Genomic DNA, 14,423 nt, shown 5'->3' on the forward strand with positions numbered 1-14,423 from the left:
GGCTTGCTGGTCTACAAGCACACGAACATTCGAAAAATATTTTAAATCAGCCGGTTGCGGTGCGCAGCTCTGCCCGGTTGAAGCGGCTCGACGGGGCCACGGTGAAACGGCCGCGTTCCACCCGGACGATCCGGCCCTCGCGCAGCAGCACGCCGAAGGCGCGGAGGCCCTCTTCGCGGCTGAAGCCGCCGTCGGGCATCGAGCCGGCGACGCGGGCCATGATCTGCGGGCGGGTGTTCGAGCTTTCTCCGACGATGACACTGGCGAAGGCAGCGGACGCTTCAAGCATGTCCTGCAAACCTTCCGGTGCCGTATCTTCGACGAATTGCTGGAAGGCGGCTTCCTCGTCCTGGATCTCGACGTGCTTTTCCGCCATCGCGGGCGACTTGCTTTCGTCCTTCTGTTCCTTCAGGTCCAGGTCTTCGGACCGGATGCGGCGTGGACGTACGAGGCGCGCAGCCGGGTCAGGATCCGGTTTGTCGACGCGCTGTTCCGACACGAGCATCAGTGGCGCCATCCAGCGCTTGCGCCGGGGGCGCGACTGTTCGGCCGGCGCGGCCGGCGTTTCGGCAACGACCGCCTCGGGCTCTCCGTCATCGGCGAATTCCGCCTGCGAGAATTCCAGGTCTTCTTCCGGCGCGGCCGGCAGTTCCTTGCGGACGGCGCTGGCGAGATCGTCGCGGTACTGATCCATCGCGCGTTCGGTCTCGGCGTCTTTGACCGCCTCGGACTTGCCGCCATCCGCGCGGACGGCGGCTACGGCGGCCTTGAGGTGCGCGATGGCCGACCGGCGGCGCGAGTTCTCGTTTGCGCGGAATTCTGTATCGGCCTGGGCCAGCAGACGGCTGACCGGAACGCTGGGGTCGGAGCCTTTCTTGCCGCTGCGCCGTTCGACTTCCGCGGCTGCGGTGGCGAGGTCGGCAGCTATGGCAGCGCGGTCGGTTGCAGCCGGTGCCGGTGCCGTATCGTCGGTTTGCGCTTCGACCAGTTCGTCGATCAGTTCGGCTTCGTCCTCGGCGGAGAGGCCGGTTTCGCCCAGGACGGCGCGGATTTCTTCGCGGTTGGTCGCGCCCGCGGCTTCGGCGGCGCTGCGGGCGGCGTCGAACTCCTCGCGCGACATCTTGACGACGCGGACAGTGGGGCCGGCGGGGGTGTCGGTTCCGCCATCTGACTCGTCGTCGACGCGGGCGGAGGGCATAAGGGAGAGCGGCGGCAGCTTGGCAGCCGTTTCCTCTTCTTCCTGGGGCTCTTCGGCCGTGTCCTGTTGAACGACATCATCGCTGGCTGCGGTTTCTTCTTCGGCGTCGCCAGGGGTGTCGTCGTCGGCGTCGAGAAGGCTGGAGAGGTCAAGGACCTCATCCTCGCCCGGTTCGATCGTCGCGGATTCGGTTTCGCCGTCGGTCTCGAGGACCGGCTCTTCCTCGGGCTGCTCGTCTTCTGACGTTTCGAGAACGAGAGGCTCTCCGGTAGTCTCGGCCTCTTCGGATGCGACTTCGTCCGCCTCGGCGGGCTCAGGCTCCGCCGCTTCGGCGACTTCAGGCAGGTCTTCTTCAACAACAGCCGTTTCGTCGTCCGTCAGAGCGGCGTCGTTTTCCTGCTCGGGCCCGGCGCGTTCGGCGCCGGCGATCGGGAAGATGTTGTCGGCTGTGTCAGTTTCGGTGTCTGCTTCGTCGGTTCCGCCGACGAGGCTGTCACGACCGAAGGCGGCGAGATCGGGTGCCTCTTCCGGCGCATCGTCTTCCTCGGCCTCGGTGCTGGCGTCTTCTGGCAGGGTGAGGCTGGCGATGCGGGAGGCGAGGTCGTCCTGTTCGTTTTCGTCCGTATCGTCCGTTTCGTGCCGGGCTTCGTCTTCGTCCTCGCGGATCGCGTTGACGGCGGCCTGACCGGCGAGAACCGCAGCAAAGGCGCCAGCGTCGAAGCCTTGCTCTTCGGCGGGTTCGTCTTCGGCCTCATCGTCGGAGGCATCGACAGTTTCTTCGGTCGTCTCGCTCTCGTCGGAGGCCGAGTCTTCGCTGAAGTCGGTCACTTCCTCAAAGGTGTGGGCTTCAGCTTCGACTTCGGCGACTTCCACGTCGGTTTCAGCTTCGGCGACGTCCGCTTCCTCGGTTTCAGCGTCGGGCAGTTCTTGTTCGGCTCCGGCCAGCGCTTCGATTACGGACTCTTCGCCAGCGTCAGACTGTTCCGCGATTTCTTCGATTTCGGCGGCGGTTTCCTCGGCCGGCTGTTCGGCTTCGGCAACGGGTTCGTCCGCAGCCTGTTCGGCTTCGGCAACGGGTTCGTCCGCAGCCTGTTCGGCTTCGGCAGCAGTGTCTTCGGCAATCGCAGGCTCGGGATCCTCGGCTTCCTCGGCCATGTCCGGGGCGGACTGTGCCGCCGGGCTTTCGTCTTCGGCGAAGACGGATCCGAGCTGCGGCTCATTCTGGGCACGTGCGACGGCGGCGCGAATGCGCTTCAGCTTTTCGGCGACGGTCTCTGCCACGTCGGCATCGGATTGCGGCGCCGGTGCAGGATGCTCCTGCGTGGCGCGGGCCGTGTGGGCAGCTGTGGGAACGGGTGACGGGGCAGGCTTCGGTGCGACGGGGGCCGGAGCGGCCGCATCGTCGATCTGACGCAGGTGAACGCCGTTTTCCTGAATCCGCGCCTCGACCCGGCGCTTGATCTCACGCTCGGCGATCTGGTGCAGCATCTCGGCATCCGGCTGCGGAGGTTCGGCCCCGAAATAGCGGTCATCGGCCGCGAGATCGCGAAAATACTCCGCAATCGACCGCATCGCCGAGAACGGGTCGTCGAATCCTTCGAGCGTACAGGAGAATGTCCCGTAGGATACCGTCAGAATTTTACTGGCGTTCACCATAAGATCGTCGCTTTCTCCCCCGATCCAGCACACAACGTTTACCATGTTGCGGTTCCAGAATCGGAACAGAACCGGGGTATTTGCGGTATTTTTTCTGGGTCAGATTGTGACCATTCCACGAATATCCCATTAATATCGTCATGGTTACCGCGTTTGTCGAATCCGAACATATGGTTACGTTGCTGGGTGGCGCACCCGTGGACAGTGCGCGCTTGCGCGAATCATTGGATATGGCGCCGCTACTGATCGCAGCGGATGGAGGCGCCATGCGTGCCCTGGAGGAGGGGCTGGTGCCCGCCGCTGTCATCGGCGACATGGACTCCTTGCCGCCGGAAGCGCGAACCCGACTGGACCCGGAAACGATCTGCGAGATCGCGGAACAGAACAGCACGGATTTCGACAAGGCCCTGCGAAATATCGAGGCTCCGCTGGTGATTGCGGTGGGTTTTACCGGGGCACGGCTGGATCATGAGCTTGCCGTTTACGCGGTGATGGCACGGCGCAAGGCGCGGGTTGTCGTGCTGGGCAGCGACGATGTGTGCTTTCACGCGCCGCGGTCGCTGCGGCTGGATTTGCCCGTCGGTTCGCGGGTGTCGCTGTTCCCGATGGCGCCGGTAACGGGGCGGTCGGAGGGCCTGCGCTGGCCGATCGAGGGACTGCATTTCGCGCCGAATGGCCGTGTCGGGACCTCTAACGAGGCGGTTGAGACGGAAGTGACGCTGGAATTCGACGGCGACGGGATGCTGGTGATTCTGCCGCGAAGCGAACTCAGCTCGGTGGTGCGGGCACTTTTATCCTGACGCGGCTGAGGTTGCGCTCTCTCAGGATGATGTAGAGGCCGGACGCCATGGTGATGGCGATGCCGAGCAGTGCCAGGCCGTTCGGGAAGTCGCGGAAGATCAGCCAGCCGATCAGTGTGGCGAAGGGGATCTCCAGGTATTGCATCGGCGCGAGGGTGGCCGCTGGGGCGAAGCGGAGCGACCAGGTCATCATCAGGTGCGCGAAGGTGCCGAGGACGCCGAGGGCGACGAGGTAGGCCCAGATTTCCGGTGTCGGGCTGACCGGTTCAATGACGGGGATTTCATGGAACGCGCCGAAGGCCATGAGCGGCAGCAGGAGGACCATCGCCATAACACCGGAGACGCCCTGAAGCGCGATCGGGTCGGCATGCTTGGCGACGGTGCGGGTGACGAGCATGAAGAACGAGAACACCACGGCCACCAGAAGCGGCAGCAGCGCGGGCGGGCCGACGGCGGCAAAGCTGGGCTGGACGACCAGCAGCGTGCCGACGAACCCCACGGCGCAGGCGGCAAGGCGGCGCGGTCCGACCTCTTCGCCGAGGACCAGCCAGCCGAGCAGCAGCATCAGGAAGGGCATGACGAAGGCGATGGCGACGGCATCGGCCAGCGGCAGGTAGCGGAGGCTGAGGAACATCGCGCCGATGCCGGTCATGTGGAGCAGGGTACGCAGCGCCGTGAGCGCGAGCAGGCGCGGCGGCATGGAGAGGCTGATGCCGGAAGCCCAGGCGAGGGGGATCAGGATCAGCGCCTGGAAGGTGAAGCGCAGCGTTATGAGCTGGGTGAGCGGGACGGCGTCGCCGATGAGCTTGGCCAGCGAATCCCCGAGCGGCGCCAGAACGCAGAAGGCGAGCATCAGGAGGATGCCGGTGAGGGGGCGGTCGGCGTTCATCGGCGCGGACGCTATGCCGGGGCCGGTGCGGTGGCAAGTGCGCGCGGGTCGTGGTTAGGGTTTACCCGACAGGACAAGGAGATGGCGGATGGGACAGAGCTTTGATCCGGAGGCGGTGCTGACCGCGCCGCTGATGGCGAACCTCGCGACGATGTCGGCGGACGGCCCGCGCAATGCGCCGGTGTGGTTCATCTGGGAGGATGGCGCGCTCTGGATGCTGGCGAACAAGACGGGATCGTCGGTGAAGCGGCTGCAGGACGATCCGCGCTGCGCGGTGGAGATCGTGCGGTTCGAGAACGATACAGGGATATTACTGCATCTGGGGCTGCGCGGCCGGGCAGAGGTGGTGCCGATGGATGCGGCGCGGTTCCGGCGGCTGCTGACCAAGTATCTCGGGTCGGACGAAGCGGCGTGGAACCCGTGGTTCATCGAGAACGTGGCGCGGATCGAGGACCCGGACGGGCGGATGATCCGGCTGGTGCCGGAAAGCTATTTTTCCAACAATGTCAGCTTTTTCCGGACCGGGCCCGAGTTTGCCTGGAAGGATGGCGATTGAGGTCAGGCCGGGGCGTCGGTGAGGAACCCGGTTATCTCTTCGACTATCTGTGGCAGCGCCCTTGGCGGCAGTTCGTGGCCGACGCCTTCGAGGATCGTCAGGCGGGCGTCCGGGATCGTCGCGGCGAGGGCTTCTCCGTTCGGAAGCGGCAGGATCGGGTCGTCGCGGCCGTGGAGGATCAGCGCGGGCTGCGGGATGCGGGAAACGGCGCCGGTCCAGTCGTCGCGCAAAGTCAGTGCTCCGTGGTTGAAGGCGGTGCGCGGATCGGGGCTGCAGTCGAGTTCGGTTTCGATCTTTGCGGTTTCGAGAACCGGATCGAACGGCGCGCCGGTTCCGGAGCTGAGGCGTGCGCCTTCCAACTGGAAGGCGATGACGGCGGCGCGGTCGGACCAGTCGAGCGTTGCGAAGTTCTCTAAGTGATCGAGGAAGACGGGGGCGAGGGAAGGCAGCGGATCGCCTTCCCAGCCGAGCGGTTCCGAGCCGATCAGGATCAGCTGGCCGATGCGGGCGGGCCAGGTGAGAGCGGCGATCTGGGCGATCAGGCCGCCAAGTGACATGCCGCAGAGGTCGGCGCGGGCGATGCCGTATGCGTCGAGGATGGCGATCAGGTCGTCGGCCATATCCTCCACCGCGTAATCCGGTTCCCCCGGCGGGCAGGCGGTCGAGGCGCCGGTGTCGCGGTTGTCGTAGCGGATGACGAAGCGGCCGCTGTCGGCCAATGCTTTGCAAAGCTCGGTGGGCCACCAGTGCATCGAGGCTGTGGCGCCCATGATCATGACCAGCGGCGGATCGGATGGATCGCCGAACGCCTCTGTCGCGAGCGTTACATTGTCGTTCCGGACCTGTTTGCGCATCGGAGCCTCCCGGCGCGCATCTTCAGCAGTTGGGCACGTTGACCGCAAGTCCGCCGAGCGAGGTCTCCTTGTACTTTTCGCTCATGTCCACCCCTGTCTGCCGCATCGTCTCGATGGCGGCGTCCAGCGGGACGAGGTGGGTCCCGTCGCCGCGCATCGAGAGGGAGGCGGCAGAGACGGCCTTGATGGCGCCGAGGCCGTTCCGCTCGATGCAGGGGACCTGGACGAGGCCGCGGACCGGGTCGCAGGTCATGCCGAGGTGGTGTTCCAGCGCGATTTCGGCGGCGTTTTCCACCTGTTCAGGTGTGCCGCCTAATACCGCGCAGAGACCGGCGGCGGCCATGGCGGAGGCGGAGCCGACCTCTGCCTGGCATCCGCATTCGGCACCGGAGATCGAAGCGTTGTGCTTGACGAGGCCGCCTACTGCGGCGGCGGTCAGCAGGAAATCGGGGAGCCGGGAGGGGGCGGCGCCGGGCACATGGTCGAGCCAGTAGCGGATGACGGCTGGCACGACGCCGGCGGCCCCGTTGGTGGGGGCGGTGACGACCTGCCCGCCGGCGGCGTTTTCCTCGTTCACCGCCATGGCGTAGGTGCTCATCCAGTCATTTATGGTGTGCGGAGGGGCGAGGTTCATGCCGCGTTCGGCCAGGAGGGACTGGTGGATCTTACCGGCGCGGCGTTTGACGTTCAGGCCACCGGGGAGGATGCCCTCGGCGTTGAGACCGCGATCCATGCAGTCGCGCATGACATCCCAGATCCGCTCTATCCCAGTGTCCAGCGCGGCACGGGAGATTCGGCTTAGTTCGTTGGCGCGCTTGAGGTCGGCGATGCTTTTGCCCTCGTTGGCGCACATCCGCAGCATCTCTTCGGCGGAATGGAACGGGTAGGGGACGGGCGGGCCATCATCGCTGTTGCGGCCCTCGGCCAGTTCCGCGGCGGTCAGGACGAAGCCGCCGCCGACACTGTAATAGGTTTCCTGCAGGATCGTATCGCCCTGGGCGTCGGTGGCGGCGAGGATCATGCCGTTGGCATGGCCCGGCAGCGGCTCGCCATAGGCGAAAAGCAGGTCGTTTTCGGGGTCGAAGGCCAATTCAGGGAGGTCTTCGGGAGTGAACGTCTTTCGTTTGTTTATCTCCGCAAGCGCGGCCTCGGCCTTGTCGCGGTCGTAGTCTTCCGGCGTGAAGCCGGCGAGGCCGAGGATGGTGGCTCGGTCGGTGGCGTGGCCGACGCCGGTGAAGGCGAGCGAGCCGTGCAGGCTGGCGCGGAGCCCGTGCGGGGTAAAGGGTGAGGCGCGCAAAGTGTCGAGGAAGCGCGCGGCGGCGACCATCGGTCCCATCGTGTGGGACGAGGACGGGCCGATGCCGACCTTGAACATGTCGAAGACGGAGATGAACATGAGTGCGCGCGCCGGTTCCTTTTCACGTGTTCTGGCAGATGTCGCCCGGGCGGATAAGCCGGAAACCGACGGAATCCGGCATGTTGGCGGAGTCGCTGCCGGTTTGTGATGAGGGAAGCATCACTCGGGGCGGGTCAGTACGAAAATCGCGGCAGGTATCATGCAGGCGGCCTGGATCGCCAGCAGCATCGGGCGCAGGCCCATCAACACAGACAGCAGGAAGACGCCCGCCATGGTCACCGCGGCGGCGATCTTGGCGCGCCGCGAGATCGCGCCGCGGGCTTCCCAGTCGCGGATATGCGGGCCGAAATGCGCGTGGTTCAGCAGCCAGTCTCGGGCGCGGGGCGAGCCTTTGGCGAAGAGGAAGGCGGCGAGGATCATGAACGGAACGGTCGGCAGCACCGGGAGCACGACACCGATCATGCCGAGCCCGACCGAAAGCCATCCGAGGACCAGAAAGAGATGCCTGCCCATTCGCCTGCCTGCCGCCCGCCATCGAGCGCAACATATGCCGAATTCATGCGATTGCGACCGGTCTCCGGCTGCGGCCAATTCACCCTCGCCCCCGGCGGGCAGCTTGTCTATAACCCCGGAGACTTGCCAGGAGAGCGCAACCGATGAACCTTTCGCCCATCGACACCGCAAAATTCGTCGCCGCCAAGCGGGCCGTCGATTTCGTGGAAAGCGGCATGCGGGTGGGCCTGGGCACGGGTTCGACTGCGGCCTGGATGGTGCGGTGCCTGGGCGAGATGGTCCGCGAGGACGGGCTGCGGATCAAGGGGGTGCCGACTTCGAGCCGGACCGCCGAACTGGCACGCAGCGTGGGGATCGATGTCGTCAGCCTTGACGAGGCGAAATGGCTGGACCTGACAATTGACGGTGCCGACGAAGTCGACCCGGATCTCAACCTGATCAAGGGCGGCGGCGGTGCGCTGCTGCAGGAAAAGATCGTGGCGACCGCGTCCGACCGGATGATCGTGATCACCGATGCCTCGAAGCGCGTCGAAACCTTGGGGTTGTTTCCGCTTCCCGTAGAGGTCGTGCCCTTTGGCTGGCAGACGACAAAGGCGCTGATTGAGGAAACGATCTCGGGGCTCGATGTGCTGGGAGACCGCGTGTCGCTGCGGCTGAACGGCGAGGCGCCCTACGTCACGGACGAAGGCAACTTCATCGTGGATCTGCACCTGCAGCGGATTTCCAATGTCCGCCAGTTGGGTCTGGTGCTGAACCAGATCCCGGGTGTGGTTGAAAACGGGCTGTTCGTCGATATCTGCGACGTGGTCGTCGTAGGTTATGGCGACGGTCGCGTGGAAGTGGACGATATCAATGCCGGGACGCATGAAGAGGACCGGATCGAGTTTGTCGAGAGCGACAACATCTTCTCGGATATCACGGATTAAGCACGGAACAAGGCAGGCGCATGTCCTTCGACTATGATCTATTCGTCATCGGCGGCGGGTCCGGCGGTGTTCGCGCGGCGCGGACGGCCGCAGAAACCGGCGCCAAGGTGGCGCTGGCAGAGGAATACCGGATGGGCGGCACCTGCGTCATCCGCGGCTGCGTGCCGAAGAAGCTGATGGTATTCGCTTCGGGTTTCTCGGCGATGATGGAGGATGCGCAGGCCTATGGCTGGCATCTGGAACCGGGAAAGTTCGACTGGGGGACGTTCCGAGGCAAGCTGCATGCGGAACTGGACCGGCTGGAGAGCGTATACCGCTCGCTGCTCGACCGGAGCGCGGTGACCGTCTACGACACGCGCGCCAAGCTTGCCGATCCGCACACGGTGGAACTGGCGGACGGAACGCGGGTGACGGCGAAACACATCCTCGTCGCGACCGGCGGGCATCCGGTGACACCGGAGATCACGAATGCCGATCTGGGGATCGTGTCGAACGACATCTTCCTGATGGAGGAGATGCCGAAATCGGTCCTGATCATTGGCGGCGGGTACATCGCCTGCGAATTCGCCTGCATCCTCAACGGTCTTGGTGTCGAGGTGACGCAGTTCTATCGCGGCGCGCAGATCCTGCGCGGGTTCGATGAGGAAGCGCGCGGGCTCGTGGCCGAGGAGATGAAAGCGCAGGGTATCGACCTGCACCTTGGAACGAATATCGTCGAGATGGCGCCGGCCGGCGACGCGCATATCGGGCACCTAACCGAAAGCGATGCCGCAGGTCCGGAATCCGGCGCCCGTGGCAACGGCAAGGGCAAGCCGGTCTGGGTGAAGGCGACGAACGGAACCGAGGCGGTCTATGACCACGTGTTCTTTGCGACCGGGCGGCGCCCGTCGACGGAGGGGCTGGGGCTTGAAGAGGCCGGCGTGAAGCTGGGCCGCAAGGGCGAGATCGTGGTCGACGACTACTCTCAGACTTCGGTGCCCTCGATCTATGCGATCGGTGACGTGACCGGGCGGATCGAGCTGACCCCGGTGGCGATCCGCGAGGGGATGGCTTTCACCGAGACAGTGTTCAAGGGGAACCCGACCAAGCCGGATCATGACCTGGTGCCGTCTGCCGTTTTCACCCAGCCGGAGCTGGGCACGGTCGGTCTTACCGAGGAAGCGGCGGCCGAACAGGAGCCGGTCGAGATCTACTGCACCTCGTTCAAGCCGATGAACAAGGCGTTCGCCGGACGCAATGACCGGGTTTTGATGAAGCTCATCGTGAGCAAGGAGACCCGCAAGGTTCTGGGCTGTCACATCGTGGCCCCGGAGGCGGGCGAGATGATCCAGCTTGCGGGGATCGCAGTGAAAATGGGCGCCACGAAGGAAGACTTCGATCGGGTCTGTGCGGTGCACCCGACGATGGCTGAAGAACTCGTGACCATGCGGAGCCCGTCGCGCACCGCTTGATTTCTTGCGCATGCACGCACAGGTAGCTACGAACAATCCGCGAGATACAAGGGAAAGACAGGTATATGGCCAGTAATTCAGGCGGCCCCTGGGGGGGAGGCGGCGGCGGAAATCGCGGCAACGGCGGCGGGGGTGACGACGATCGTCGCCCGGCTGACGGTCAGGGCCAGCGGCGTCCGGGCGAAGGATCGCAGATCCCAGAGATCGATCAGATCATGAAAAAGGGCCAGGAACAGCTGCGCGTTCTGATGGGCGGAGGCGGCGGCAAACGGCCGAACGGTTCCGGAAACGGCGGCGGTGGCGGCCCGCGGATTACCCGCGGCACGATCGCCATCGGCGCGCTTGTTGTATTGGCAGTGTGGCTGTTTGCGTCGCTTTACACGGTCAAGCCCGAAGAACAGTCCGTCGAGCTGTTTCTGGGTCAGTATTCGGCCACCGGAAATCCGGGCCTCAACTTTGCTCCCTGGCCGCTGGTGACCTACGAGGTCTTGCCGGTCACGCGAGAGCAGACCGAGAATATCGGAACTTCCGGCTCTCGTAGCAACGATTCCGGCCTGATGCTGACCACGGACGAGAACATCGTCGATCTGGACTTCCAGGTCGTGTGGAACATCAAGGATCCGGCGCAATATCTTTTCAACCTCGCTGATCCGGAGGCGACAATTCGCGCGGTTTCCGAATCCGCCATGCGGGAAATCATCGCGGCCAGTGAACTGGCCCCGATTCTGAACCGCGATCGTGCGATCATTTCCGACACCGCGCAGGAACTGATCCAGGACACGCTCGATGCCTATAACGCAGGTGTGAACATTCTGCGGGTCAACCTCGACAAGGCGGATCCGCCGGGCGAGGTGATCGACGCGTTCCGCGAAGTGCAGGCGGCCGAGCAGGAACGTGACCGGCTGGAGCGCACCGCGGATGCCTATGCGAACCGGGTGTTGGCCGGTGCCCGCGGTGAGGCGGCACAGATCCTCGAAGAAGCCGAAGGATACCGTGCGCAGGTTGTGAACCAGGCTGAAGGTGAGGCGAGCCGTTTCCTGGCAGTTCTTGAAGAGTACAAGAACGCGCCGGAAGTGACCCGCAAGCGCCTGTATCTTGAGACCATGGAAGGGGTGATGGGCGACATCGACAAGGTCATCCTAGACAGCAACATCTCGGAAGGCGGTGCGGGGCAGGGCATTGTACCCTACCTGCCGCTCAACGAATTGCGGCGCGGCGAGTAAGGGAGAGAGAAGATGCGTAAATCTACTATCATCATCCCGATCATCGTTGTTGCCATCGCGCTGCTTGCCTCGTCCATCTTCATCGTGGACGAAAAGCAGAAAGCCCTGGTGCTGCAATTCGGACAGATCAAGCACGTGAAGGAAGAACCCGGCCTTTCGTTCAAGATCCCGTTCATCCAGGAAGTGGTCTACTACGACGACCGGATCCTGTCGCTCGACACGCCGCCGACCGAGGTAACGCCTTCGGACGACCGGCGTCTGGTTGTCGACGCCTTCGCGCGGTACCGGATCGACGATGTGGTCCAGTTCCGGCAGGCGGTCGGCGTCGGCGGTGTCCGTTCGGCCGAGGACCGGCTGGAAGGCATCCTGAACGCGCAGATCCGCGCCGTTCTGGGTTCCGAGGGCGTCACGTCGAACACGATCCTGTCATCCGACCGGTCCGCCCTGATGTCGCGGATCACGGAAGAAGCGCGGGCACGGGCGGCGCCGCTGGGGCTGCAGGTGATCGACGTGCGGCTGAAGCAGACGAACCTGCCGTCGCAGAACCTCGACGCGACCTTCGCGCGGATGCGGGCCGAACGTGAACGGGAAGCCGAGGACGAGCGCGCGCGCGGTGAAGAAGCGGCGCAGCGGGTTCGGGCACAGGCGGACCGTACCGTGATCGAGCTGACCTCTGACGCGCGCCGCGAAAGCGAGATCATCCGCGGTGAAGCCGATGCGGAACGGAACCGCGTCTACGCAGAAGCCTTCGGACAGGACGAGGAATTCTTTGAATTCTACCGCTCCCTGTCGGCCTATTCCACGGCGCTGCATGGCGAGAATTCGATGCTGGTCATCACGCCGGACAGTGAGTTCTTCGACTACCTCGGCAGTTCCGCGGGCCGCAATGGCCGCCCGCTGGCGCTGCCTGCGCCCGAAGGAACCGAGGCGCCCGCCGGGGAAGAGGCCGCGTCCGATACCCCGTCGGGGCCGGCGCCCGAAGCTGCCGCGCCCGAGCAGGCCGAAGACGTGCCGGCGGAGGCGGAAAACGAAGCGACGGGCGGCTGATGCCTACGGTCGTTCTGGCCCTCGGGCTGGTCTTATGCGTCGAGGGGCTGGTGTTCGCACTGGTCCCTTCGCGACTCGAAGATCTGTTGCGGCTGCTGGCAGAGATCCCGGTCGATACCCGCCGGTTGATGGGACTTGCGGCACTGGCGAGCGGCGTGGCGCTGGTCTGGCTAGCGAAAGTTATCGGCGCCTGAACCGGTTTGTGCCGCTGGCGGAGAATCGCGCCACACCTCAAGCAATATTATGCATCTCTGGTGTTGCGCCCGGCTCCGTGCAACACTGACTTCGATAAAGCGATACTCACACTGTGTTGAGTTATCGCGAATAGGGTTTGTGTTGTGCATTTTCGCATCGGGGTGAATGTTCCCACGCACAGACCGACCCGGCCGCCATTCCGCCGGGACGCAAACAAAACGGAGTTTACTGTGACACCTCAGGCAATCACTGTCCCAACCCAATCAGGCCCACGGCTTCGCGCGGTCTGGCTGACCCTGCTGGGTTTGACCTTCCTGCTTGCACAGGCAATGGTCGCTCTGGCGCAGGAGCGCCCTGGCAGCTTCGCCGATCTGGCGGACAAGATCAGCCCCGCCGTGGTCAACATCACCACCGCGACCAGCGTTTCCGGCCCTGCCGCCCCGAACCCGATGGTTCCCGAGGGGTCGCCCTTCGAGGATTTCTTCCGCGACTTCATGGACCGCAACCAGGGTCCGAACCGCCCGCGCCGCTCCTCGGCGCTGGGTTCCGGCTTCGTGATCTCGGAAGACGGCTACATCGTCACCAACAATCACGTCATCGAAGGCGCTGACGAAGTGACCATCGAATTCTTCTCGGGCGAGGAACTCGATGCCGAAATCATCGGTACCGACCCGAACACCGACATCGCCCTGCTTAAGGTCGAGTCGGACGACGCGCTGCCCTTCGTGTCCTTCGGCGACAGCGACACCGCGCGCGTCGGCGACTGGGTGATGGCCATGGGCAACCCGCTGGGCCAGGGCTTTTCGGTCTCCGTGGGCATCGTTTCCGCCCGCAACCGTGCGCTGTCCGGCACCTATGACGATTACATCCAGACCGACGCAGCCATCAACCGCGGCAACTCCGGCGGCCCGCTGTTCAACATGGACGGCGATGTCATCGGCGTGAACACCGCGATCCTGTCGCCGAACGGCGGTTCGATCGGTATCGGCTTCTCGATGGCGTCGAATGTCGTCACCAACGTGGTCGACCAGCTTCAGGAATTTGGCGAAACCCGCCGCGGCTGGCTGGGTGTCCGCATCCAGGACGTCGATCAGGACATGGCCGATGCGCTGGGTCTCGAGAAAGCCGCCGGCGCGCTGGTGACCGATGTGCCGGAAGGTCCGGCCATGGAAGCCGGCATGCAGTCGGGCGACGTGATCCTCAGCTTTGACGGAACCGATGTCGAGGATACCCGCCAGCTGGTCCGTGTTGTCGGCAGCTCTCCGATCGGTAAATCGGTTCGTGTCGTAGTCTTCCGCGATGGTGAGACCGAGACCCTGATGGTCACGCTGGGCCGTCGCGAAGAAGCCGAGACCGCGGTGCCTGCCTCTATCGAGCAGCAAGCCGACCCGGAAGAGGCCGAGATCCTCGGCATCACCGTCAGCACGCTGAACGACGAGCTGCGCACCCAGCTGGGCCTTGACGAGGACGCGACCGGCCTGGTCGTCCTGTCGGTCGACGAAATGTCCGAAGCCTACGAGAAGGGTCTGCGCGCCGGTGACCTGATCACCGAAGCCGGCCAGCAGAAGGTTTCGGCCGCCGCCGACCTGGAGGATCGCATCTCGGAAGCACAGGAGGCCGGCCGCCGGTCGCTGCTGCTGCTGGTCCGCCGCGAGGGCGAACCCCGCTTCGTTGCGCTGGGCCTCGAAGAAGGCTGATCTCCGTCACCCGGAATGGAAGAGGGGCGTCCGCAAGGGCGCCCTTTTTCGTTGCGCGGGC

General features: G+C 64.7%; 13 protein-coding genes. 8 read left to right on the forward strand and 5 right to left on the reverse strand.

The genetic code is table 11. The annotated features are described in order from the left end of the window. Positions 1 to 46: 46 nt before the first annotated feature. Positions 47 to 2,899: a hypothetical protein gene (locus tag HCO70_RS05980; RefSeq protein WP_172291861.1), complete on the reverse strand. Its 2,853-nt coding sequence runs from the start codon at positions 2,897 to 2,899 to the stop codon at positions 47 to 49. A 125-nt stretch (positions 2,900 to 3,024) separates the two neighbouring features. Here HCO70_RS05980 and HCO70_RS05985 point away from each other — a divergent pair, with 125 nt between their 5' ends. Continuing rightward, on the forward strand, positions 3,025 to 3,654 hold the full coding sequence (locus tag HCO70_RS05985; RefSeq protein ID WP_371742194.1) for a thiamine diphosphokinase: 630 nt from the start codon (positions 3,025 to 3,027) through the stop codon (positions 3,652 to 3,654). Here the strand turns inward: HCO70_RS05985 and HCO70_RS05990 are convergent. Then, the gene (locus HCO70_RS05990; RefSeq protein ID WP_172294008.1) at positions 3,623 to 4,543 is read right to left on the reverse strand and encodes a DMT family transporter; all 921 of its coding nucleotides are present in this window, start codon (positions 4,541 to 4,543) and stop codon (positions 3,623 to 3,625) included. The two genes, HCO70_RS05985 and HCO70_RS05990, sit on opposite strands and share 32 nt — an antisense overlap. An 88-nt stretch (positions 4,544 to 4,631) precedes the next feature. On the opposite strand from HCO70_RS05990, the gene HCO70_RS05995 reads away from it, so the two are divergent. Continuing rightward, positions 4,632 to 5,099 (forward strand): pyridoxamine 5'-phosphate oxidase family protein, encoded by a 468-nt coding sequence (locus HCO70_RS05995; protein ID WP_172294009.1) that lies wholly within the window; start codon positions 4,632 to 4,634, stop codon positions 5,097 to 5,099. A 2-nt stretch (positions 5,100 to 5,101) separates the two neighbouring features. On the opposite strand, the gene HCO70_RS06000 is transcribed toward HCO70_RS05995, so the two are convergent. The 3 genes from HCO70_RS06000 to HCO70_RS06010 form a co-directional block, all read right to left on the reverse strand. Beyond that, positions 5,102 to 5,953 (reverse strand): alpha/beta fold hydrolase, encoded by an 852-nt coding sequence (locus HCO70_RS06000; RefSeq protein WP_216665280.1) that lies wholly within the window; start codon positions 5,951 to 5,953, stop codon positions 5,102 to 5,104. A gap of 22 nt (positions 5,954 to 5,975) precedes the next feature. Continuing rightward, positions 5,976 to 7,349 carry an L-serine ammonia-lyase gene (locus HCO70_RS06005; protein ID WP_172294010.1) on the reverse strand — a complete coding sequence of 458 codons (1,374 nt, stop codon included), beginning with the start codon at positions 7,347 to 7,349 and terminating at the stop codon, positions 5,976 to 5,978. 120 nt (positions 7,350 to 7,469) lie between these two features. Beyond that, a complete protein-coding gene (locus HCO70_RS06010) occupies positions 7,470 to 7,823 on the reverse strand; it encodes a YbaN family protein (protein WP_172294011.1) in 354 nt (117 codons plus the stop codon). A gap of 143 nt (positions 7,824 to 7,966) precedes the next feature. Between HCO70_RS06010 and rpiA the strand changes: the two genes are divergently transcribed. The 6 genes from rpiA (at position 7,967) to HCO70_RS06040 (ending at position 14,362) form a co-directional block, all read left to right on the forward strand. After that, positions 7,967 to 8,749, forward strand: a complete 783-nt coding sequence (gene rpiA / locus HCO70_RS06015) for a ribose-5-phosphate isomerase RpiA (protein ID WP_172294012.1) — start codon at positions 7,967 to 7,969, stop codon at positions 8,747 to 8,749. A 20-nt stretch (positions 8,750 to 8,769) separates the two neighbouring features. Then, positions 8,770 to 10,200, forward strand: a complete 1,431-nt coding sequence (locus HCO70_RS06020; protein ID WP_172294013.1) for an FAD-dependent oxidoreductase — start codon at positions 8,770 to 8,772, stop codon at positions 10,198 to 10,200. Positions 10,201 to 10,265: 65 nt separating this feature from the next. Further along, positions 10,266 to 11,423: an FtsH protease activity modulator HflK gene (gene hflK, locus HCO70_RS06025; protein WP_172294014.1), complete on the forward strand. Its 1,158-nt coding sequence runs from the start codon at positions 10,266 to 10,268 to the stop codon at positions 11,421 to 11,423. A gap of 12 nt (positions 11,424 to 11,435) precedes the next feature. Then, positions 11,436 to 12,470 (forward strand): protease modulator HflC, encoded by a 1,035-nt coding sequence (hflC, locus tag HCO70_RS06030; protein ID WP_172294015.1) that lies wholly within the window; start codon positions 11,436 to 11,438, stop codon positions 12,468 to 12,470. Next, positions 12,470 to 12,664 (forward strand): DUF2065 domain-containing protein, encoded by a 195-nt coding sequence (locus HCO70_RS06035; RefSeq protein WP_172294017.1) that lies wholly within the window; start codon positions 12,470 to 12,472, stop codon positions 12,662 to 12,664. Before hflC ends, HCO70_RS06035 begins: the two co-directional genes overlap by 1 nt. A 330-nt stretch (positions 12,665 to 12,994) precedes the next feature. Beyond that, positions 12,995 to 14,362: a Do family serine endopeptidase gene (locus HCO70_RS06040; RefSeq protein ID WP_172296175.1), complete on the forward strand. Its 1,368-nt coding sequence runs from the start codon at positions 12,995 to 12,997 to the stop codon at positions 14,360 to 14,362. Positions 14,363 to 14,423 lie beyond the last annotated feature (61 nt).

This window comes from Pseudoruegeria sp. HB172150, assembly GCF_013184805.1.
Lineage (GTDB): Bacteria > Pseudomonadota > Alphaproteobacteria > Rhodobacterales > Rhodobacteraceae > Psychromarinibacter.